The sequence below is a fragment of the Arthrobacter crystallopoietes genome (assembly GCF_017603825.1).
GTDB lineage: Bacteria > Actinomycetota > Actinomycetes > Actinomycetales > Micrococcaceae > Crystallibacter > Crystallibacter crystallopoietes_B.
On the sequence record NZ_CP072014.1, the window covers coordinates 1,039,761 to 1,061,737 of the forward strand.

Annotated in this window: 20 protein-coding genes and 1 pseudogene; 14 read left to right on the forward strand and 7 right to left on the reverse strand. The window is 66.4% G+C overall.

The genetic code is table 11. From position 1 onward, the window contains the following. Window positions 1-95 precede the first annotated feature (95 nt). From J5251_RS04835 to J5251_RS04885, 11 genes and pseudogenes are all read left to right on the forward strand, one after another. The gene (locus J5251_RS04835; protein ID WP_208575366.1) at window positions 96-3,575 is read left to right on the forward strand and encodes a bifunctional proline dehydrogenase/L-glutamate gamma-semialdehyde dehydrogenase; all 3,480 of its coding nucleotides are present in this window, start codon (window positions 96-98) and stop codon (window positions 3,573-3,575) included. Between the two features lie 240 nt (window positions 3,576-3,815). Then, window positions 3,816-4,118 (forward strand): urease subunit gamma, encoded by a 303-nt coding sequence (locus J5251_RS04840; RefSeq protein ID WP_139003877.1) that lies wholly within the window; start codon window positions 3,816-3,818, stop codon window positions 4,116-4,118. Window positions 4,119-4,130: 12 nt separating this feature from the next. After that, window positions 4,131-4,559, forward strand: a pseudogene (locus tag J5251_RS04845) (urease subunit beta); the annotation flags it as partial. A 140-nt stretch (window positions 4,560-4,699) separates the two neighbouring features. Then, complete coding sequence (gene ureC, locus J5251_RS04850) at window positions 4,700-6,412, forward strand: urease subunit alpha (protein WP_208575367.1); 1,713 nt, start codon at window positions 4,700-4,702, stop codon at window positions 6,410-6,412. 42 nt (window positions 6,413-6,454) lie between these two features. Continuing rightward, window positions 6,455-6,928, forward strand: coding sequence for an urease accessory protein UreE (gene ureE, locus J5251_RS04855; RefSeq protein WP_139003880.1), 474 nt, complete (start codon window positions 6,455-6,457; stop codon window positions 6,926-6,928). A 12-nt stretch (window positions 6,929-6,940) separates the two neighbouring features. Next, window positions 6,941-7,690 (forward strand): urease accessory protein UreF, encoded by a 750-nt coding sequence (locus tag J5251_RS04860; RefSeq protein WP_208575368.1) that lies wholly within the window; start codon window positions 6,941-6,943, stop codon window positions 7,688-7,690. Between the two features lie 83 nt (window positions 7,691-7,773). Beyond that, window positions 7,774-8,391 (forward strand): urease accessory protein UreG, encoded by a 618-nt coding sequence (gene ureG, locus J5251_RS04865; protein WP_208576049.1) that lies wholly within the window; start codon window positions 7,774-7,776, stop codon window positions 8,389-8,391. Then, window positions 8,388-9,266: an urease accessory protein UreD gene (locus J5251_RS04870; RefSeq protein ID WP_208575369.1), complete on the forward strand. Its 879-nt coding sequence runs from the start codon at window positions 8,388-8,390 to the stop codon at window positions 9,264-9,266. The genes ureG and J5251_RS04870 overlap by 4 nt, the downstream gene beginning before the upstream one ends. A 90-nt stretch (window positions 9,267-9,356) precedes the next feature. Then, the gene (locus J5251_RS04875; RefSeq protein WP_432264418.1) at window positions 9,357-10,397 is read left to right on the forward strand and encodes a HoxN/HupN/NixA family nickel/cobalt transporter; all 1,041 of its coding nucleotides are present in this window, start codon (window positions 9,357-9,359) and stop codon (window positions 10,395-10,397) included. A 169-nt stretch (window positions 10,398-10,566) separates the two neighbouring features. Beyond that, on the forward strand, window positions 10,567-12,018 hold the full coding sequence (locus J5251_RS04880; protein ID WP_139003885.1) for an amino acid permease: 1,452 nt from the start codon (window positions 10,567-10,569) through the stop codon (window positions 12,016-12,018). 51 nt (window positions 12,019-12,069) lie between these two features. Further along, a complete protein-coding gene (locus tag J5251_RS04885; protein ID WP_208575371.1) occupies window positions 12,070-13,194 on the forward strand; it encodes an endonuclease/exonuclease/phosphatase family protein in 1,125 nt (374 codons plus the stop codon). Window positions 13,195-13,216: 22 nt separating this feature from the next. On the opposite strand, the gene J5251_RS04890 is transcribed toward J5251_RS04885, so the two are convergent. Then, entirely contained in the window at window positions 13,217-13,750 is a 534-nt protein-coding gene (locus J5251_RS04890; protein WP_208575372.1) for a hypothetical protein, read from the reverse strand. Window positions 13,751-14,018: 268 nt separating this feature from the next. Here J5251_RS04890 and J5251_RS04895 point away from each other — a divergent pair, with 268 nt between their 5' ends. After that, entirely contained in the window at window positions 14,019-14,246 is a 228-nt protein-coding gene (locus J5251_RS04895) for a hypothetical protein (RefSeq protein ID WP_139003888.1), read from the forward strand. Between the two features lie 129 nt (window positions 14,247-14,375). Here J5251_RS04895 and J5251_RS04900 read toward each other — a convergent pair whose 3' ends face one another. The 5 genes from J5251_RS04900 to J5251_RS04920 are packed head-to-tail and all read right to left on the reverse strand — an operon-like array spanning window position 14,376 to window position 20,341. Beyond that, on the reverse strand, window positions 14,376-14,654 hold the full coding sequence (locus tag J5251_RS04900; RefSeq protein ID WP_139003889.1) for an HPr family phosphocarrier protein: 279 nt from the start codon (window positions 14,652-14,654) through the stop codon (window positions 14,376-14,378). 26 nt (window positions 14,655-14,680) lie between these two features. Then, the gene (ptsP, locus tag J5251_RS04905) at window positions 14,681-16,366 is read right to left on the reverse strand and encodes a phosphoenolpyruvate--protein phosphotransferase (RefSeq protein WP_208575373.1); all 1,686 of its coding nucleotides are present in this window, start codon (window positions 16,364-16,366) and stop codon (window positions 14,681-14,683) included. A 57-nt stretch (window positions 16,367-16,423) separates the two neighbouring features. Next, window positions 16,424-18,535 carry a PTS fructose transporter subunit IIABC gene (locus J5251_RS04910; RefSeq protein ID WP_208575374.1) on the reverse strand — a complete coding sequence of 704 codons (2,112 nt, stop codon included), beginning with the start codon at window positions 18,533-18,535 and terminating at the stop codon, window positions 16,424-16,426. 55 nt (window positions 18,536-18,590) lie between these two features. Further along, entirely contained in the window at window positions 18,591-19,562 is a 972-nt protein-coding gene (locus J5251_RS04915) for a 1-phosphofructokinase family hexose kinase (protein WP_208575375.1), read from the reverse strand. Further along, complete coding sequence (locus J5251_RS04920) at window positions 19,559-20,341, reverse strand: DeoR/GlpR family DNA-binding transcription regulator (RefSeq protein WP_139003893.1); 783 nt, start codon at window positions 20,339-20,341, stop codon at window positions 19,559-19,561. Before J5251_RS04920 ends, J5251_RS04915 begins: the two co-directional genes overlap by 4 nt. A gap of 178 nt (window positions 20,342-20,519) precedes the next feature. On the opposite strand from J5251_RS04920, the gene J5251_RS04925 reads away from it, so the two are divergent. Both J5251_RS04925 and J5251_RS04930 read left to right on the forward strand, forming a co-directional pair. After that, window positions 20,520-20,921: a hypothetical protein gene (locus J5251_RS04925; protein WP_139003894.1), complete on the forward strand. Its 402-nt coding sequence runs from the start codon at window positions 20,520-20,522 to the stop codon at window positions 20,919-20,921. Window positions 20,922-20,945: 24 nt separating this feature from the next. Next, window positions 20,946-21,566 carry an alpha/beta hydrolase gene (locus J5251_RS04930; RefSeq protein ID WP_208575376.1) on the forward strand — a complete coding sequence of 207 codons (621 nt, stop codon included), beginning with the start codon at window positions 20,946-20,948 and terminating at the stop codon, window positions 21,564-21,566. Here J5251_RS04930 and J5251_RS04935 read toward each other — a convergent pair. Further along, the gene (locus tag J5251_RS04935; RefSeq protein WP_208575377.1) at window positions 21,563-21,814 is read right to left on the reverse strand and encodes a DUF6458 family protein; all 252 of its coding nucleotides are present in this window, start codon (window positions 21,812-21,814) and stop codon (window positions 21,563-21,565) included. The genes J5251_RS04930 and J5251_RS04935 overlap by 4 nt on opposite strands. Window positions 21,815-21,977: the final 163 nt, after the last annotated feature.

Consider the following 21,977-nt stretch of genomic DNA (forward strand, 5'->3'; position numbering starts at 1 on the left):
ATGATCGGAAAACATCACTTTATCTAATCGAAAGGCGGACGCATACTGGGGGAAGAAGGTACTAACTGCCCCGTTCGACAAGGAGCCGAAACGCCATGACCGATATCCTGAAAGAGCCCGCCGCACAGCCTCAGACGCTGGCCGACGAGCAGGTCCACGACCTGGCCGAGGATGCCATCAAGCTGGTCCGCCACTGGCTGACCGAGGCCTCCAAGATCCCGGTCGATGCTTCCGCCCAGCAGCTGGCCGGCGTCCTTAAGGACCCCAACGGCCTGGACTTCACGGTCGGCTTCGTCGACGGCGTCATCCGGCCCGAGGACCTCAGCGTGGCGGCCCGGAACCTCGCGGCGTTGGCGCCCAAGGTCCCGTCCTTCCTGCCTTGGTACATGCGCAGCGCGGTCCGCCTCGGCGGTGCCATGGCGCCGGCGATGCCGCAGGTGGTCATTCCCATTGCCCGCAAGGTACTGCGCGAAATGGTGGGCCACCTGATCGTGGACGCCACCGACGCCAAGCTCGGCCCCGCCATCGCGAAGATCAAGAAGCACGACGTCGGCCTGAACGTTAATCTGCTCGGCGAGGCCGTGCTGGGCCAGCACGAGGCATCCCGCCGGCTGGAGGGCACGCACAAACTGCTGGCGCGCGACGACGTCGACTACGTCTCCATCAAGGTGTCCTCCACCGTGGCCCCGCATTCGCCGTGGGCCTTCGACGAGGCGGTCGAGCACGTCGTCGAAAGCCTGACGCCGCTGTACCGGCAGGCCGCGGAGGCTGCTTCGCCCAAGTTCATCAACCTGGACATGGAGGAGTACAAGGACCTGGAAATGACCATCGCGGTCTTCACCCGGATCCTGGACAAGCCCGAGTTCAAGAACCTCTCCGGCGGCATCGTCCTGCAGGCCTACCTGCCCGATGCGCTGTCCGCGATGATGCGCCTGACCCAGTGGGCGCAGGCCCGCCGCGCCGCCGGCGGTGCCCCGATCAAGGTCCGGGTGGTCAAGGGCGCCAACCTGCCCATGGAACAGGTCGAGGCCTCCCTGCACGACTGGCCGGTGGCCACCTGCGACACCAAGCAGGACTCGGACACCAACTACAAGCGGGTGCTGAACTACTCGCTGCAGCCGGAGCGCGCGGACGCCGTGCGCATCGGCGTGGCCGGCCACAACCTGTTCGATGTCGCCTTTGCCTGGCTGCTGGCCAAGCAGCGCGGCGTGGAGGGGCAGATCGAGTTCGAGATGCTGCTCGGCATGGCCCAGGGCCAGGCGGAAGCGGTCAAGAAGGACGTCGGCTCGCTGCTGCTCTACACGCCGGTGGTCCATCCGCAGGAGTTCGACGTGGCCATTGCCTACCTGATCCGCCGCCTCGAAGAGGGCGCGAGCCAGGAAAACTTCATGTCCGCCGTCTTCGAACTGAGCGAGAACGAGGCGCTCTTCGAACGCGAGAAGCAGCGCTTCCTCGCCTCGCTGGACAATCTGGACAACGCGGTTCCGCTGCCCAAGCGGCAGCAGGACCGCAACGTGGCGCAAGCCCCGGCTCCCAGGGACAGCTTCCGCAACACCCCGGATACGGATCCGTCCCTGCCGGCCAACCTCACCTGGGGCCGCGCCATCCTGGCCCGCGTGCCCGGCTCCACACTCGGCATCGACGCCGTGGAGGCGGCCACCCTGCGGACCCCGGACCAGCTCGAAAAGGTGGTCGCGGCCGCCGTTGAGCGGTCGAAGGCCTGGGGCGAGATGACCGGAGCCGAGCGCGCCGAAGTCCTCCACCTGGCCGGCGACAAGCTCGCCGCCAACCGGGCGCGGCTGATGGAAGTTGCGGCCGCCGAAGCCGGCAAGACGCTGGACCAGTCCGACCCGGAAGTTTCCGAGGCGATCGACTTCGCGCACTACTACGCCGAGCTGGCGCGCAAGCTGGACTCGGTGGACGGCGCCACGTTTGTCCCCTCCAGGCTGACCGTGGTGACGCCGCCGTGGAACTTCCCGGTGGCCATCCCCGCAGGGTCCACGCTGGCGGCGCTCGCCGCGGGCTCCGCCGTCGTTATCAAGCCGGCCAAGCAGGCCCGCCGCACCGGCGCGGTCATGGTCGAAGCGATCTGGGAGGCCTTCGATGAGGCCGGCATCCCCCGCGACGTGCTGCAGTTGGTGCAGTTGGAGGAGCGGGACCTGGGCCGGCAGCTCATTTCCCATCCGGCCGTGGACCGCGTCATCCTCACCGGCGGCTACGAGACCGCCGAGCTGTTCCGCTCCTTCCGCCCGGACCTGCCGCTGCTGGCGGAGACCTCCGGCAAGAACGCCATCATCGTAACGCCCAGCGCGGACTTCGACCTGGCCGCCAAGGACGTGGTGCAGTCGGCCTTCGGCCACGCCGGCCAGAAGTGCTCGGCGGCCTCGCTGGTGATCCTGGTGGGCTCGGTGACGCAGTCGCCTCGGTTCCGCAACCAGTTGGTGGATGCCGTCACCTCGCTCAAGGTGGGCTACCCGGTGGATCCGGCCACCCAGATGGGTCCGGTGATCGAGCCCGCCAACGGCAAACTGCTGCAGGGGCTGACTTCCCTTGGCGACGGCGAAACCTGGCTGCTCAAGCCGGAGAAGCTGGATGAATCCGGCAAGCTCTGGAGCCCGGGCGTGCGCACCGGCGTCCAGCGCGGCTCGCACTACCACCTGACCGAGTTCTTCGGCCCGATCCTCGGCGTCATGACCGCCGAAACGCTCGAGGAAGCCGTAGCCATCCAGAACGAGATCGAGTACGGACTGACCTCCGGCCTGCACTCCCTGGATCCGGCCGAGCTGGACTACTGGCTGGAGAACGTTCAGGCCGGCAACCTCTACGTCAACCGCGGCATCACCGGTGCGATTGTGCAGCGCCAGCCGTTCGGCGGCTGGAAGAAGTCCTCCGTGGGTGCCGGAACCAAGGCAGGCGGCCCCAACTACCTGGCCGGCCTGGGCGAATGGGAGCCTGCCCGCAGCCACGCCGCCGCGGCCCTCTCCCACGACGGCGCCCGCCATCTGCTCGACGCGGCCCGTAATTCCCACACTGCGGTGTCCGCCGAGGAAACGGCGTTCCTGGAACGTTCGCTGTCCTCCGATGCCGAAGCCTGGGCCAGCGAGTTCGGCGTCGCCAAGGACGTCAGCGGGCTGAGCGCCGAGCGCAACGTCTTCCGCTACCTGCCGCTGCCCGTGACCATCCGTCTGGCCGAGGGTGAACCGCTGGCCAAGCTGGTCCGTGTGCTGGCCGCCGGCGTGTTGGCCGGGTCCGAGGTCAAGGTGTCCACCGCCGTCGAGCTTCCGGCCGCGCTGCGGGCCGTGGTGATCGACCAGAACATCGAGGTCACAACGGAGAACGACGCCGAGTGGCTGGCTCGTGCGGGCCGGTTCACTGCCGGGCGTATCCGGCTGATCGGCGGGAACGCCAAGGAGCTCGCCGAGGCAACCGGGGGACGGGTGGACCTGGCGGTCTACGCGCACCCCGTCACCGAGGCCGGGCGGGTGGAACTGCTGCCCTTCCTGCACGAGCAGGCGGTCAGCATCACCGCCCACCGCTTCGGCACCCCGAACCACCTCTCGGACAACCTGATTTAGGTACACCGAGGCGGGAGCCCACGCTCCGGCTCCCACCCGGCAAACGACCGGCGGAAACCTCACGGATTCCGCCGGTCGTTTTTGTGTCCCGCGCGGATATGGTGAGGTCCCTCACCAGTGGTCATCGAGTGGTGCCGGCTCTGCTACTCTTGCCTTATCCACGGACCTCCCGGCCTATTCTCTGGCCGGTTGTAGATAACGGGTGGACACCTATTTGTTTTGATGAACTAGGAGTTCTCTATGCATTTGTCGCCCCGTGAGCACGAAAAACTCATGATTGTCGTTGCCGGTGACCTTGCCCGCCGGCGCCAGGCACGAGGCCTGAAACTCAACCATCCCGAGTCGGTCGCGCTGATTACCGCCGAGCTTCTCGAGGGAGCCCGCGACGGGAAAACCGTCGCCGAACTGATGAGCTACGGGACCACGGTCCTGACCAGGGAAGACGTCATGGACGGTGTCGCGGACATGATCGCGGACGTCCAGGTCGAGGCTACCTTCCCGGACGGCACCAAGCTCGTCACCGTCCACAATCCGATCCGCTGAGAGGAGGAGCCGATGAAACCCGGTGAATACATCCTCCGTACCGAAGAGATCATGTGCAACGAAGGCACCGAAATCCGGATCGTGAACGTTACCAATCGCGGGGACCGGCCCATCCAGGTCGGATCCCACTACCACTTTGCCGAAGTAAATAACGCCCTGGAATTCGACCGCGAGGCCGGGTGGGGGTTCCGGCTCGATATCCCCGCCGGCACGGCAGTTCGGTTCGAACCCGGCGACGCCCGCAGCGTGCACCTGGTTGAGCTGGCCGGCAGCCGCGAGGTCTACGGCCTGCAGGACCGGGTTAACGGATCGCTGGGCAAGATCGCACCGATGCTGGAAACCGAGGCGATCGGCGGCACGGCCGGCATCGATGCCGCGGCCGATCCCGAGATCGCGGCCGAGTACGACATCGACCTGCCCAACAGCGGCGAGCCGGCCAAGGGGTTCCACACCGACTTCGGCCTTGATCCTGTGGACGAATCGGTGAACCCCAAAGAAAAGGTGCTGGCGAAGGAAGCGGCCCGGTCAGTGGAAAAGGCAGAACAGGTCTCCAGCGACGGTGCCGGCGAGGAAGGTGCCCGATGAGCTTCAAGATGACCCGCAAGCATTATGCGGAAATGTATGGACCGACCACCGGCGATGCCATTCGATTGGCGGATACCGAACTGCTGCTGGAAATCGAAAAGGACCACACCCGCTACGGCGAAGAGGTAGTGTTCGGCGGCGGCAAGGTGATCCGCGACGGTATGGGTCAGCACGGCCGGCTGGTACGCGACGAGGATATCCCGGACACGGTCATCACCAACGTGGTAGTGCTGGACTACACCGGCATCTACAAGGCCGACGTCGCCCTGCGCGACGGGCATATCTTCAAGATCGGCAAGGCCGGTAACCCGCAGATCTCCGATGGCGTGGACATCGTCATCGGTGCGGCGACGGACATAATTGCCGGCGAGCACAAGATCCTCACTGCCGGCGGCATCGACACCCACGTGCACTTCGTCAGCCCGGACCAGGTTCCGGTGGCGCTGGCCTCTGGCGTCACCACGTTGATTGGCGGCGGCGCCGGACCCTCGGACGCGTCCAAGGCAACTACCGTGACCCCCGGTCCTTGGCACATTTCCCGCATGCTGCAGGCGGTGGAAAACCTTCCGATCAACATCGGCCTGCTGGGCAAGGGGCACGCCAGCGCCATTGAGCCGCTGGCCGAGCAGATCCGCGCCGGCGCCATCGGATTGAAGGTGCACGAGGACTGGGGCGCAACGACGTCGTCCATCGATATGTCCCTCAAGGTGGCGGACGAGTACGACGTGCAGGTCGCCATCCATGCGGACACTCTGAACGAATGCGGCTTTGTGGAAGACACCATCAGCGCCATCGACGGCCGCGTCATCCACACCTTTCACACCGAGGGGGCGGGCGGCGGTCACGCGCCGGACATTATCCGGATGGCCGGACAGCCGAACGTGCTTCCGGCCTCTACCAATCCGACCCTGCCGTACACGGTTAATACTGTGGACGAGCATCTGGACATGATGATGGTCTGCCACCATCTGAACCCGGATATTCCGGAGGACGTGGCGTTCGCAGACTCCCGGATCCGCAAGGAAACCATCGCCGCCGAAGACGTCCTGCACGACATGGGCATCTTCTCCATCACCAGTTCGGACTCCCAAGCGATGGGTCGCGTGGGAGAAATGGTGCTGCGCACCTGGCAAGTTGCGGACGCCATGAAACGCCAGCGCGGACGGATGGAACAGGATCCGGAGGTCGGGGACAACTTCCGGATCAAGCGCTATGTCGCCAAGTACACCATCAATCCGGCCATCGCCCAGGGCATTGCAGACTCCGTCGGCAGCGTGGAAGAGGGCAAGTTCGCCGACCTGGTGCTATGGGATCCAGCGTTCTTCGGCGTCAAACCGGACATGGTGATCAAGGGCGGCCTGATCGTCCAGTCCATCATGGGTGATTCGAACGGCTCGATCCCCACGCCGCAGCCGCGGACGCTGCGCGGGAACTTCGGGGCCCTTGGCACCGCGGTCCATTCCTCCTCCATCACCTTCCTGTCCAAGGCAGCCATTGAGGACGGCGTTCCGGAGCGGCTCGGTTTGCGCCGGGTGATCCGGCCGGTAAGCGGTATCCGGGAGCTGACCAAGGCGGATCTGAAGCACAACGGCGAAACGCCGGACATCCAGGTGGACCCCGAAACCTACACGGTCACCGTGGACGGGGTGGAAGCGACCTGCGAGCCCTCGGATGTATTGCCGATGGCGCAGCGCTATTTCCTCTTTTAGGAAGTACGGATCCCCAACAGCTTGAATTGAAAGGACGCATCCATGATTGTTGACCGCGTCATCGGCAACAGACACGAACTTCCGGCCGCCGAACTGGCCGGACTGCATGAAGAAAAGGTAATCCTGCCCAGCGCCGAACTGGTAAAACGCATCCAGCGGGTCACCACCGACCACGGCAGGGACGTCGGCATCCGGCTCAGCACGCCCGGTGACCTGCGTGACGGGGACATTCTGCACCGGGATGAGCGGAACGTCATTGTCATCTCCGTGCTTCCCACCGACGTGCTGGTCATTGCGCCACGGAGCATCCAAGAGATGGGAACGGTTGCGCACAACCTGGGCAACCGGCATATGCAGGCCCAGTTCTTCGACACCGAAAGCGACTACCGGGCCGAGGTCATGGTGGTTCAGTACGACCACACCATCGAAGACTTTCTCCGGCATGCACAGGTTCCCTATTCCCGCCAGGAACGCGTGATGCCGGTACCCTTCCGGCATGCCGAACACACCCACTGAAGCGGCGGCAGAATGACCAACACGACCGCCGGCTCCGACTTGCCGGCCACAGCGGCCGGGGAGCCGGAAGCCTTAGCCGGGCGTCCGCCGTCGTACTTGCTGCCGCTGCTCCAGCTCTCGGATTCCGCACTGCCTACCGGCGCCTTCAGCCACTCGTTCGGGCTGGAAAGCTATCTGGACCGGGGATTGGTCCATGATGAAGCCAGCTTCGGCCAATGGCTGGGGCAGTTCATCCACATCCAGCTGACGTACAGCGACGGAATGGCCATCCGGCTGGTGACGGAGGCCGGCTCGCGGGCAGAAATCCGACGATTGGACCGGATGCTCGCGGCACAGGCGCTGCCCCGGCAGATCCGCCTGGCCGGCATCAAAATGGGCGGACGGATGCTGCAGATTGCGGCAGAAACCTTCGGCTGTCGGGCGCTGGACGAATACCTCGAGGACGTCGGCCGGGGAGTGTGCAGCGGTCACCCGGCCGTGGCCTTCGCGCTGGCCGGACGCAACCTCGGCGCACCGCTGCCGGAGTTGCTGGCGACCTACCTGTTTTCCACCGTGACCTCATTGACGCAGAACGCCATCCGCGCCATCCCGATCGGCCAGAACGCCGGACAGCGCGTGCTGCGGCGGGCGCACGACGACGTCCTGGCCGCGGTCGCGCGGATTCCACACCTGGACACGGAGGACTTCGGCGCCGCCGCACCGGGGCTGGAAATCGCGCAGATGCGGCACGAACGCCAGCGTGCGCGCATGTTCATGTCCTGACCCGGACCCCCCTCAACTGACATCCATCCGATCCCGAAGCCAGGAACACCACCGGCGGCCGGGATGCAGAACGTAAGGAGTACATTATGGAACCCATCAAGATCGGCATCGGCGGCCCCGTTGGAGCGGGCAAAACGCAGCTGGTTGAACGGCTCACCCGGCACCTGAGCACGCACATATCGATGGCAGCCATCACTAACGACATCTACACCATCGAGGACGCAAAGATCCTCGCGGCCAACGGTATCCTGCCGCTGGACCGGATCATCGGGATCGAAACCGGGGGCTGCCCGCACACCGCCATCCGCGAGGATACGTCGATGAATTCCGCCGCTGTTGAAGAACTCAAGGAGCGCCACCCGGATCTGCAGGTAGTCTTCATCGAGAGCGGGGGCGACAATCTCTCCGCCACGTTCAGCCCCGAGCTGGTGGATTTCTCCATCTACATCATCGACGTGGCCCAAGGCGAGAAGATTCCGCGCAAGGCCGGGCAGGGCATGATCAAATCCGACCTGTTCATTATCAACAAGACCGATTTGGCTCCGCATGTGGGTGCCGACCTGTCCGTGATGGAAGCGGATTCGAAGGAATTCCGCGGTGAGCGGCCCTTCTGCTTCACCAACCTGAAGACGGACGAAGGCCTGGACCAGGTCATCGACTGGCTGAAGCGCGATGTCCTGATGCTCGATCTGATCCAATGAGCGCGCAGGCTGAACCACGTACTGCCGGCTCTTTGGCTGTTGCCTCCGGCCGGCCCACCGGTGAGCTGCGGCTCGAAATCGGACTGCGCGGGGGTCGGGGAATTGCGACCAGCCAGTTCCACCAAGGGGCACTGCGCGTCATCCGGCCGCACTATCTGGATGAGTCCGGGCAGGTCTGTTACGTCGTCGTCAATCCCGGCGGCGGCTATCTGGGCGGGGACGTCTATGAACTGGACGTCGACGTCGCAGCCGGTGCGCGGCTGCTCCTGACCACCCAGTCAGCGACGAAGGTGTACCGCACGCCGGGCAGTCATGCCTTCCAGCAGACCCGCCTCCGGTTGGGACCGGGGGCCAGCCTGGAGTACCTGCCGGACCAGCTGATCGCCTACCGGGACGCGTCCTACCGCCAGCACACAGTGGTGGAGCTCGATGGGCGGGCCTCCCTGGTGATGGGTGAGATCGTCACACCCGGCTGGTCTCCGGACGGGACCTTGTTCCGGTACGACGAGGTGCGGCTCCGCAGCGACATTTATGTCGACGGCGCACTGCTGGCGCTGGACAACCTGGTCATCCGCCCCGCCCAGGCCGGTTCTCCGGTCACCGGCATGGTGTTCCTGGAGGATTACACGCACCTTGGCTCCCTGATGGTGGTGGACCGACGGGTTAACGCCGCCCTCGTCGACGAACTGTACGAGGTGCTCGGCCCCCTGGACCCCGAGGGACAGTTGGGCATCTCCCTGCTGGACGGACCGGGCCTGGTGCTGCGGGCGCTTTCGGGCTCCACAGACGCGCTTAACATCCTGCTGCTGGCCGCAGTCGATCTGCTGCGCGGCCGCTGGTTCGGCCAGGGAAGGCTGGACCTGCGCAAATACTGACATTGAAAACTGCTGACAAGGCGCCTGTCCGCGCCCCCAACTCAAGCCGGCCCTCGAACTGGCCGGAAAGGAGAGACGATGAACGCCCGATTGACGGCATTGACCGGTTTGCATTACCTGGAGCGGGAGAAGCTGCCGCGGGCCCTCCGGATCGGAGCGACCTTCGCTGCGGTGGGAGCGCTGCACCTGGCGACGGTTGGGCTGCTGGCCTACTCGCTGTTGGCGGATGCTCACCCTCTGGCCCTGGGTTTGTTGCTCACCGCCTACCTGGCCGGCATCAAGCACAGTTATGACTGGGACCATATCGCCGCCATCGATAATTCCAGCCGGAAATTCGCGGCCCAGGGCAGGGCACCGGTCAGCGTCGGTTTCGCGTTCAGTTTCGGCCACAGCAGCGTTGTGCTGCTGGCGGGCATCCTGGTGGTCAGTGGCGCCAGCGTGATGGCAGCTGCACTGGAGGAAGGCTCCGCGGCCAACACCACGCTGGGCCTCATCGGGGCTGGCGTGTCAGCCTTATTCCTGCTGGCCATCGGCATCTTCAATGGCACCGCATTCCGGCGCACCGTGCAGCTGTACCGGCGGGTGCGCGCCGGTGGCTTGGTCACTGGCCGGGACCTGCAACCACAGGGGCTTGTTGCCCGTCTGCTGGACAAGCCGCTCTCCCGGGTCAAACGCCCCCGTGACATCTACGTGCTGGGATTCCTCTTCGGCTTGGGCTTCGACACCGCCACGACGATAGCCTTCCTGCTGCTGACCGCCTCCGCGGCGCTCGCGGGCATTTCACCGCTGGCACTGATGGCGCTGCCGCTGGGTTTCACCGCGGCGATGACGCTCTGCGACACTGCCAACGGCCTGGCGATGATGAAGATGTACCGGACCGCCGTGCAGGATCCGGCGCGGCGCATCGGGTTCAATATGGTGGTCACCGGGCTGTCCGCGGTCTCTGCCCTGTTCGTCGCCGTCATTACCATCGCAGGAATCCTGCTTGAAGTCGCAGGCCTTCGGGATCCGCTGACTATCTTGCTGGGCAGTGTGGATCTGGGGCATGCCGGACTGCTGCTGGTGGCCGTCTTCCTGGCCGTGTGGGGTGCGGCCGCGCTGAACTGGCGCCGCCGGCCGGCGGCTGCCTAGCCGAAGCCTCATGCCGGCGGCCCTGGTATTTCGGCAGCTGAATGGATCGGATCGGGTGGAAACCTAGTCCGCTGGCCAACTGAGGACTAATATCAGTTCACATCAGTGTTGCCTGTGGGCACACGGGGGAAGCCCCGGGCATCATCCGCCCGCGACCCCGAGGTAGGCCATGAGCAACCCAGACACCAGCCGGTCGGTCCTGAGGCGCAAGCCGATCGATCTGGTTGACGACGAGTACACCGACAGCGGACTCTTCAAGAGCCTGGGACTGTGGCAGCTGACGGCAATTGGCGTCGGCGGCATCATCGGTATTGGAATTTTCACGCTGGCCGGACTGGTGGCCAACGGCGGCGCCGACGCCGACCCGGTCGGCCCTGCCGTCATGATCGCGTTCCTGATCGCCGGCCTCGCCAGCGCCGCCGCGGCCCTGTCCTACGCCGAGTTCGCCGGCATGATCCCGCGCGCCGGCTCCGCCTACACCTACGGCTACGTTGCCTTGGGCGAAATCATCGGCTGGTTTATCGGCTGGGACCTGCTGCTGGAATACACGGCCATCGTGGCGGTGGTGGCCATCGGCATCTCCGGCTACTTCGCCGAGTTCATGTCCGGAATCGGCGTGGACGTGCCGATCTGGATGCAGGGCACAGCGGACACTATCGAGGGCGGCGTGGTCAATCTGCCGGCTATCGTGGTCTGCCTGTTCATCACCTGGATCCTGAGCCGGGGTACCAAGACTTTCGGCCGGTTCGAACTGGTTGCAGTGGGACTCAAGGTCCTGCTGATCCTGTTCATCATCGGCCTGGGTTTCTTCTTCGTCGACGTGGATAACTACACGCCGTTCATGCCCTCTGGCTTCGGTGCGGTGTTCGCCGGCGCGGCCACGGTGTTCTTCGCGGTCTTCGGTTACGACGCCATGAGCACGGCCGCGGAAGAAGCCACGGACGGCAAGAAGCACATGCCCAAAGCCATCCTGTACTCGCTGGCGATCGCCATGACACTCTACGTGCTGGCGACACTGGTGCTGACGGGCATGCAGAACTACACCGACATCAGTCCCACCGCCGGTTTCGCATCCGCCTTCCAGAATGTCGGCCTGCCGGTGATCGCAACCATCATCTCGGCCTTCGCGGTCATCTCCATCCTGACCGTCATGTTGACGTTCCTGCTCGGAGTCACCCGCGTGTGGTTCTCCATGAGCCGCGATGGTTTGCTGCCCACCTGGTTTGCGGCAACGGACCGGCACGGCACACCGCAGCGGGTCACCTGGATCGCCGGCATCGCGTCCGCCCTGCTGGCCGGCGTGTTCCCCATCCGGGCGGTGGCGGACCTGACCAACATCGGCATTCTCGCCGCGTTCGTGGTGGTCTGCGTGGCCGTGATCGTGCTGCGCCGTACGCGGCCCGACGTGCACCGCACGTTCAAGCTGCCGTGGATGCCGGTGGTGCCCGCGTTCGGTGTGCTTTCCTCCGGATTCCTGATGCTGCAACTGCACTGGGAGACGTGGGTGAGGTTCGGCGTCTGGCTGGTGATCGGTCTGATCATCTACTTTTTCTACGGCCGCCGGCACTCGCTGATGAACCCGGAAAGCCCGCGCCACGGTCGCCACAAGACCCACACATGACACAAAGGTTCGCCTGCCGTTCTTCGGGCAGGCGAACCGCATACTGGGAACATGCCGCAGGACACCGTCAGGATCGCCACCTACAACGCCAGCCTCAACCGCGCGGCCGAAGGCCAACTGGTGGCGGATCTGACCACGCAGGGCAATGCGCAGGCGCGGAACATTGCCGAGGTGGTCCAGCGGAACAACCCGGACATCCTGCTGCTCAACGAGTTCGACTACGACCAGGACCATTCTGCCGTTGACCTGTTCCGGAAGAACTATCTGGAGGTCAGCCATCACGGCCAGGATCCCGTGAGCTACCCCTACGCCTACACCGCCGCATCGAACACGGGCGTTGACTCGGGACTGGATCTGAATAACGACGGCGAACTGGGAACCGCCGATGATGCGTTCGGCTTCGGCGAATTCGAGGGTCAATACGGCATGGTGGTGCTGTCCAAATTCCCGATCGAGACGCCGGGCATCCGCACCTTCCGGACCTTCCGCTGGCGGGATATGCCGGGCAGCCTGATGCCCGCGGACTACTACTCCGTCGCGGCGCAGGACGCGCTGCGGCTTTCCAGCAAGTCCCACTGGGATGTGCCGGTGCGGATGGGCGGCAAGACGGTCCACGTGCTCACGAGCCATCCGACGCCGCCGTCCTTCGACGGGGACGAGGACCGCAACGGGCGGCGGAACAATGACGAGATACGCTTCTGGGCGGACTACATCTCCGGGGGCAAGCAGGCCGACTATATTTACGACGATGCCGGGCAGCGCGGTGGCTTGAAGCCCGGGGAGCGGTTCGTCATCCTGGGCGACCAGAACTCGGACCCGAGGGACGGCGGCTCCTGGCCGGGGTCCATCGACCAGTTGCTGAAGCATCCTCGGGTCCAGGATCCGGAGCCCGCTTCAAGGGGAGCGGTGGAGGCAGCCAGAAGCCAGGGAGCCAGCAACATCAGCCATCTGGGTGATCCACGGCTGGACACGGCCGACTTCCAGGACCATCCGGCGCCCGGGAACCTGCGCGTCGACTACGTGCTGCCGTCCAGAAACCTTATCGTCAGCGGAGCCGGGGTCTTCTGGCCCGAGCCGGGGGAGCCTGGGTCTGATTTGACCGGCGAATTTCCGTTTCCGACCAGCGACCACCGGTTAGTCTGGGTGGATCTGAAGCTTCCGAAAGGTCCAGCGTGAACCGGGCGGCCAGGCGGGTGTCCTAACCTTTGCGGCGCTGCCAGGCCAGGCTGTGGAGGGCCAGTGCGGTGGCGAGAGCCATCAGGCCGCCGGCAACGAGGCCAGGCGAGAGGACGCCGAGGAGGTACATCCACTCCGGCGAGCCGAAGCCCGAGCTGGCGCCGAACGGATCGTTCATGAACGCCATTGGACCCACGGCGGCCCAGACGCCCAACGCGGTGGCGCCTGTTCCAAGCAGCCAGAGGGCCAGCAGGAACGGATTGAACTTCGACCGTGTGGGCGGAGCAGCATCGTGCCCTTCTTCGCGTCCGGCCAGCTCGGGCGGAACGACTTCGGAGATGCCCGCCGCGCCGGTCAGGTCGGAGGAAGTGGAAGGGGCTGCCGGAGCTGCAGCGAAACCGACGTCAGCGCCGGCGCTACCCGCCTTGCCGGGGGTGCCGGCGTAACGCGCTGTCCGGCCCGCGGGGTCCGCGGAAAGGTCCTGCGGCCTGCCCTCGGCCGGTATCCGGTGCCCGCGCTGGTAGATCGGGTCGTACCGGTCATCGAACTGCGTCATGGCGCCCCCCAAATCTCTTGCAGAAGAATCTACCCGAACTTCGGCTGCGCTGTTAGGCTTGCACGCATGGGAACACTGATTTTCGAGTAGAGACGGTCTCCGCTGTACCGGCCGGCTCCAAAGCTGCCCTAAAGAAAATCCTGCTTGTTGAGGCTGTGCCTCCGAGTTCTTTTCCCGTACCTTTTGATGAAAAGACCCGTTTTTGCCGGGCTCTGTTCCGGCTTCTGGCGCACCCTCTCAGGCGTACATCGTAAAAAACGGAGGAACCATGACCACCATCGACAACAACCCTGACGCGGCCAAGGCCGAACTCAACGTCCATCTTGCCCCCGCTGCCGCAGAGAAACTGAGCAAAGAGCAGCAGAAGCGGCTCGCCGACGCCAAGGGTGCCAAGAGCCCGGGGGATCTGCCCGGCTGGCACAGCATCGGCAACAGCCACAAGCCCACGCATGCGAGCAACAGGCGCGGGCCGGCAGAAAAGAAGGTCCGCTGGTAGCAGCGGGTCCTACCACTGACAACCCCCAACCCACGGCGCAGGCTCCGATTCAGCCGCAGGATTGGACCGGAGCCTGCGCCGTTGCCGGAGCCGGAATGCCGGCCCCGGCGACGCTGCCAGCGGCAGATGTTATTCGGCGTCGTGGTCCGTTTCGAGCACCTGCACCAGGGCCTCGAGGGCCGCATCGGCGCCGTCGCCCTCGGCCCGCAGCACTACCTTGGAGCCGTGCTCGGCGCCCAGGCTCATCAGGGACAGGATGCTGGAGGCGTCCATGGCCTCGTCGGCGGGGGCGCCTTCCATCGCGATGGTCACTTCCACCGGCTGGTCGCCGGCGGCCTCGGCGAAAATGGCTGCCGGGCGGGCGTGCAGGCCAACGCGGCTGGCTACGGTTGCGATACGTTCGGGCATGGTTTCTCCTTTGTGACGGGACGTGCTTAGAGTCCGAGAGTTTCGAGCAGGGGCAGTTCGGCGCGCACGGCGGCGCGGGCTTCGGCAGCGGTATCGGCGTCCAGCGCCAGCGCGGCCAGCTGCCGGGCGCGCTCCAGCGGAACGGACCTGAGCACCGCGGCAACGGCGGCCAGCGAGCGGGCGCTCATGGACAGCGAGTTGATGCCCAGACCAACAAGGACGACGGCGAGGGCCGGATCCGCGGCCGCCTCGCCGCAGACTCCCACCGGCTTGGGCGATTCCTGCAGGCTCGCCGCGCCGTCCACCGTGGCCTTGACCAGGTGCAGGACGGCCGGTTGCCAGGGGTCGTTCAGCGCCGCCAGCGGGCCGAGCTGCCGGTCCGCCGCCATCGTGTACTGGGTCAGGTCGTTGGTGCCGATGGAGGCGAAGTCCACGCGCTTGAGGACCGAGCCGGCGGTCACCGCGGCGGAGGGAACCTCCACCATGACGCCCGGTGTCTTGAGCCCGGCGACGTGGCAGAGCCCGGCGAACCGGCCGGCTTCCTCGGCGGTGGCGATCATCGGCGCCATCACCCAGACCTCGGCCTCGCTCTGGCCGGCCGCCGTGGCAATGGCCTGCAGCTGGCGCTCCAGCACCCCGGGGGTGGCCAGGTCCGTCCGGTAGCCGCGGACGCCCAGCGCAGGATTGGGTTCGGTGCTGTCGGTCAGGAACGGCAGCGGTTTGTCGGCGCCGGCATCCAGCGTCCGGACCACCACCTTCTTGGCCGGGAAGGCATCGAAGACGGCCTTGTACGCGGCGACCTGTTCGTCGATGGTCGGTTCGGAATCGCGGTTAAGGAAGCAGAATTCGGTGCGCAGCAGGCCCACGCCCTCGGCACCTAACGCGGCTGCCGCCAGGGCATCGGCGCCGCCGCCCACGTTGGAGAGCAGCGGGACCAGGTGGCCATCCGCCGTCGTACCCGTGCCGTCAAAGGGCTGCAGCGGTTCGCGGGAGGCATAGGCCGTGGCGAGGCCGCGCTCCGCCTCGCCGGGGGACGGGGTGACGATGCCCGTGGCGCCGTCCACGAAGACTTCCGTTCCCGGTGCCAGTTCGGTGGCACCGGTGGCGGCGACGACGGCTGGCAGCCCCAGCGAGCGGGCGATGATGGCGGTGTGGGACTGCGGTCCGCCGCCGGAGGTGACCAGCGCCAGCACCATCGCCGGGTCCAGCGTCGCGGTGTCCGCCGGGGCCAGGTCCTCGGCCGCCAGCACGAACGGGACGTCCGAGGCGGGGATGCCCGGCGCCGGTTCGCCACGCAGCTCGGCCACGATCCGGGCGCGGACATCGAGCACGTCGGTGGCGCGTTCGGCCATGTAGCCGCCGAGGGACTTGAGCTGTTCGGCGACCTGTTCCGCGGCTTCCCAGATGGCGCGTTCGGTGCCGCGGCCGGCCTCCAGCAGCTTGACTGCGGACTTGAGCAGCATCGGATCCGCGGCCATCAGGGCGGTGGCCTGGAGGACCTCGGCCGCCTCCTTGCGTGCCACGGCGGCGCGGTCTTTCAGTGCAGCCTGGACCGTCTTCGCCGCAGCGCGCAGCCGGTTGGCCTCTTCTTCGGCGGTGGCGCCGTCCGGCAGCCCTGCACCGGGTGCCGGCTCGGCCACGGCCGGCGGCATCTGCAGTACCGGCCCGATCACGCGGCCCGGGCTGACGCCTACTCCGGTAATGCTGGTCATTGCGTACCCCTTGCTCAACTACTCGATGGCTTGTCTGTCAGCGTAGGCTGTCGCGGCCTAGGCCGCGACAGTTTCTGCCGAAGCGGTCTTCTTCGTTGCGTAGCGTTTCAGGGCCAGGACGGCCAGGGCCGAGACGATAGCTCCCACCACCACGGCTACCACAAACATAACCACATTGCCCATCGCAAAGAAGACGAAGATGCCTCCGTGCGGCGCCTGTGACGTCACACCGGTTGCCATGGTCAGGGCTCCGGTCACCGCTCCGCCGAGCATGCTGGCGGGGATGACGCGCAGCGGATCGGCCGCGGCGAACGGAATGGCGCCTTCGGAGATGAAGGCCGCGCCCAGCAGCCAGGCTGCCTTGCCGTTTTCACGTTCGGCCAGCGAGAAGCGCTTGCGGTCCAGCACCGTGGCCAGGGCCATCGCCAGCGGCGGCACCATGCCGGCCGCCATCACGGTGGCCATGATCATCCACGGGGCCTGGTTGTCGGCGCTGCCTGCACCGAGGCCGGCGACGGCGAAGGCGTAGGCAACCTTGTTGACCGGTCCGCCGAGGTCGAAGCACATCATCAGGCCCAGGATGATGCCCAGGGCGGCGGCGGAAACACCGGTGAGGCCGGAGAGCCAGCCGTTCAGTGCAGTGGTCAGGCCGGCGATCGGTCCGCCGAGTACCAGGAACATCAGGCCCGAGGCCACGATGGAGGCCAGCAGCGGGATGATCACCACGGGCATCAGGCCGCGCAGCCAGCGCGGAACGGACCATTGTCCGATAAGGTGCGCAATCCAGCCGGCGAGCAGGCCGCCGACCAGGCCGCCCAGGAAGCCAGCGCCCATGAAACCGGCAACCGCACCGGCGGTGAAGCCCGGGGCGATACCGGGCCGGTCCGCGATAGCGTAGGCAATGTAGCCGGCCAATGCGGGGACCAGGAAGCCCATTGACAGCGCGCCGATCTTGAAGGCGACGGCGCCCAGGTAGGTGAGCAGCCCGCCGTCGGGCAGGTTGCCGAAGTTGTTCTCCAGCACCACGGTGTCCGCGATATCGGTGATCGCGTAGCCGCCAAGCAGGAAGCCCAGCGCGATCAGCAGGCCGCCGCCGGCGACAAACGGGATCATGTAGCTGACGCCGGTCAGCAGGGCGCGCTTGAGCTTGGCGCCGATGCTTTCGCCAGCCTGGCCGGTCTGGTGCGAGGCTACGTCGGCCGTGCCGCTGACGCGCCGGGCGTTCGGATCATCCGCGGCGGCAAGCGCTTCGCGCAGCATCACGTCCGGCTCGTCGATGGCCCGCTTGACGGGGGACTGGATGACCGGCTTGCCGGCGAAGCGCTCCTTCTCGCGCACATCGACGTCGACGGCGAAGATCACGGCGTCGGCCCTGTCGATGATGGCAGGATCCAGCGGGGTCGCGCCGGCCGAGCCCTGGGTCTCGACCTGCACCTCGATGCCGGCTTCCTTGCCCGCGGCCACCAGGGAATCGGCCGCCATGTAGGTGTGGGCGATGCCGGTGGGGCAGGCCGTTACGGCAACCAGGGACTTGGGTCGGTTGGGATCGGCTGCGGCAGCAGCGGCGTGCCTGCCGTGCTGCTCGGTCACGGTGGCGGTGCCGGCGGCGGTACCGGATGCACCGGCGCCTGAAGCGGCCCCGGCACTGGAATCCGGAGCGGTGGCAGGAGCAGTGCCTGCCCCGGCCGGGGCACCCGCGGCGGCAGGGGCGCTTTCGTCCGGGAAGAGCGCGCCGTTGACCAGCGCCACGATATCCGCGGGCGACTCGGCGGCCCGGAGGCTGGCGGTGAAGTCCTTTTTGATCAGGGAACGGGCGAGCTTGGAGAGCAGCTTCAGGTGCTCCTTGTCGGCTCCCTCCGGCGCGGCGATGAAGAAGACCAGGTCGGCCGGGCCATCCTTGGCGCCGAAGTCCACGGCGGGAGCCAGCCGCGCCATCGCGAGCGTGGGTTCGAGCACCGCGGAGGAGCGGCAGTGCGGGATGGCGATGCCGCCGGGCACGCCGGTGGCGGTCTTCTGTTCGCGGGCGACGGCGTCCGCGTAGAGGCCGTCGAATTCGCTGGCGCGGCCGGTGGCGAGCACCACGTCGGTCAATTGCCGGATCACATCCTGGCTGGTGGTGCCGAGGTTCTTATCCAGGGTGACAAGTTCTTCGGTGATGAGGTGGGACATGGCGTCTTCCTTCTGGGCGTGGAACGGGAAGTTGGGATTGCGGGAAAGATTGAAGTCAGGGTGCGGGAACGGAAAGCGAACTGACGACGACGGCGTCCGGCGTCGTCTGCGACAAGGCGGGCAGGGTGGTGCCGGGCAATGCTGCCGCGGCGGCACCGTGTGCCACGGCCTGGCGGAGGCAATCCGCGGCGGCCGCGCCGGAACTGTGCGCCAGCAGGTAGCCGGCCAGGGAGGAATCCCCGGCGCCCACGGTGCTGCGCGCGCTGACGGGCGGATGCGTGGCATACCAGGAACCCTCCCGGGTGACGAGGACGGCGCCCTTGGAACCCAGCGTGGCCAGCACCGCCTCGGCACCCTTATCCAGCAGGAGCGCGGCGGTCTGTGCGGTGAGTGCCGGGTCTGCTTCCAACGCGGCCTCGCTGTGGACGCCGGCAAGTTCGGCCAGCTCCTCCGCGTTGGGCTTGAGCAGATCCGGTACGGCGGCCGGACCGGCGGCGAAGGCCTGGCGCAGCGGTTCGCCGGATGAATCCACGGCGATCCGTGGTGCGGCCGAGCCGAGCTCTTCGCGGACGCGGACGGTGAGCCGGGCGTAGAAATCGGCGGGCACGCCCGGCGGCAGGGAACCGGCGAGCACCAGCCAGGCGGCGCCGTCGCACTTTGCCAGTACGGCCGCGGCGAGTGCTTCCTGCCGGCTGCTGTCCAGGTGCGGGCCGGGTTCGTTGATCTTGGTGGTGGTGCCGTCCGGTTCGGTCAGCGTGATGTTGCTGCGCAGGGCCTGGCCGATGGGCAGCCCCACGTACGCCAGGCCGTCCTGCCGCAGCCCGGTGATGACGGGATCCTCGGGGTCGCCGGGGAGAATGGCCAGATTGGCGACGCCGGAAGCGGCCAGGGCGCGGGACACATTGACGCCCTTGCCGGCCGCCTGCTGGGAGGCGGCCACCGCGCGCTGCACGCCGCCGCGGATGAGGGAGCCGGGCAGTTCAACCGTGCGGTCGAGGCTGGGGTTGGCCGTGAGGGTGATGATCATGCCACTACCACCTCGACATCCGCGGCCTCGAGCGCTTCGGCCAGTGCGGCCGGGGGTGCGGCGTCGGTAATCAGGGTGTCGATCTCTTCAAGACCGGCGAAGCGGACCAAGGTTTCCTCCTCGAGTTTGGACGAATCCACCAGCGCGACCACGCGGCGGGCACAGCGGACTATTGCCGTTTTCACGGCCGCTTCCAGCGCATCCGGCGTGCTCAGGCCGAAGCCGGCGTCGATGCCGTTTGCTCCGATGAACGCGATGTCCGGGCGCAGGGCGGCGAACTGTTCAAGCGTGCGCGCGCCGATGCCCGCGCTGGTCAGGCCGCGGACCCGCCCGCCGATCATTTCCAGCTGGAGCTTCGAGCCGGTGGAGATCCGGAAGGCGATGGGGACCGCGTGCGTGATGACCAGCAGGTCTTCGTGCTGGCCGTTGGACTCGGCGGCCAGCAGGTCGGCCAACTGCTCCGTGGTGGTGCCGGCGTCGATCACCAGCGAGGCCGGGCCGGAGGGAATGAGTTCCAGGGCTTTGCGGGCAATCCGCTGCTTCTCCTCGTGCCGCTGGAGCTGGCGGCTGCCCAGGCTCTGTTCACTGGTGCTGGCCCGGCCGGCCGCGACGGCGCCGCCGTGCACCCGGCGAAGCACACCCTGCTGTTCGAGGGTGGCAAGATCGCGGCGGACGGTTTCCTTGGTGATGTCGAAGCGGTCCGCCAGTTCACCCACGGTGGCCCGGTTTTTGGCGGCCACGAGCTCACCGATCTTGCGGTGGCGTTCGGCGGCAAACATGTTTTCTCCTTCGAGAAGTCGAACCGGGAGGGGGAGTGACTGGTATCACGTGGATCTTTGTTTTGATGACTTTATCTGTGTTTATTTCCGCTTGTCAACGAAAACCAACATAAAAACAGAAAAACGGGCCTCCGGGAGTTTCCGGGAGCCTTGGGGCAGCTCTTATACAGTGGGTGCCATGAGGGCAGATGTCCGCAGGTTGATGCTCCTCCAGGCCGGCAACGTGTTGCTCCTGGCGGCAGGCCTGGCCGTGGTCGTAATCGGGGTTGACGCCCTGACCGCGCTGTTGGTGGGGTCCTCTGGCAATCCGGGGCTGGGCGGGTTTGGTGCCGTTGTGATGCTTGGCGGCGGTGTGCTGTCCCTGGTCTTCGGCGTCTTCGCCTACCGCTGGACGGCCCGCGGGGAACGCTATGCGCCGCTGTTCGGCGTGCTTGGCTGGGCGGTGCTGTGGCTGCCGCTGTCCCTCGCCGCGGCCGTTCTCACCGGCGGGCATCCGGCGGCGTCGTTCATCGCCACCGGTATCAGCGGAGTGGGGATTGTGCTCTCATTGGTCGCGCTGGGCAGCAAGAAGCCGCGCTGAGCGGGCGGGTGGTAGAAGTAGACCATGACGACTGCGGTATGGTCCCGCCCCGAGGACGAGCGCGCCGGCACCGAGCTGCTGGTCATGATCCACGGCTACGGCTCCTCCGAGGAGCGGGTGCTGCCGCTCTTCGAGGCGCTGCCGGCGAATGTGACCGGGGTGGCGCTGCGCGGCCACTTCGACGTCGGGGCCAACTACGGCTGGTTCCTGCTGGATGCGTTCCTCGCCTCGGACTTTGCCGACGTCGTCAGCTCGGCCAACAAGGTCTTCGCCTGGCTGGATCCGGTGCTCGCGTCCGGCAAGTTCAGCGGTACCAGTCTGCTGGGCTTCTCCCAGGGCATGGCCATGGCGACCACGCTGATCCGGCTGCGGCCCACGGCATTTCGTGCCGCCGTCGGGCTTTCAGGATTTGTGCTGGAGAACGAACTGCTGACCCTGACGGATGAGCTGGACGGCACGCTGCCGTTCTTCTGGGGGCGGGACGCCGCCGATGTGGTGATCCACCAGGATGCGGTGGACTACGCGGCGGACTGGCTGGAGGCCCACACCCGGCTCACGGCGCGCACCTATCCCGGGATGGGGCACAACATCGGGCACGACGAGATCCGCGATGTCGGAATTTTCCTGAAGACCTACCTGGGCTAGAGGCCGTTGTCCCGGGTGTCGTCGCGGCGGATGGTCTCCCCGGTGTGCGGGTCGTGCAGCTGCCGGCTCTCGGTCACGCGCCGCCTGCTGGTGCCGGCCATCACCACCGAGATGATCAGGCCCAGCACACCCACGCCCATCAAGATCCAGCCGACCAGCGTCAGGTCGATAAAGTCGACGACGTCGGCCACCGCGAACGCGAGGATGGCGCCGATGGCGATCAGGGCAATCGAAGATCCGATTCTCATAACCAACTACTCCTTGCTCCTGTCGCCCGCTTGCCGATGGCCGCGGGCGTCGATAGAGGAATGGTGCGGTACTTTCCTCAGCATACTGATCTTGATCCCGTGCGGGGGAAAATTGCCGGTTCCCGGCGTGCTGCGGAGCCGGTGATCTAGTGTTAAGGCGAAT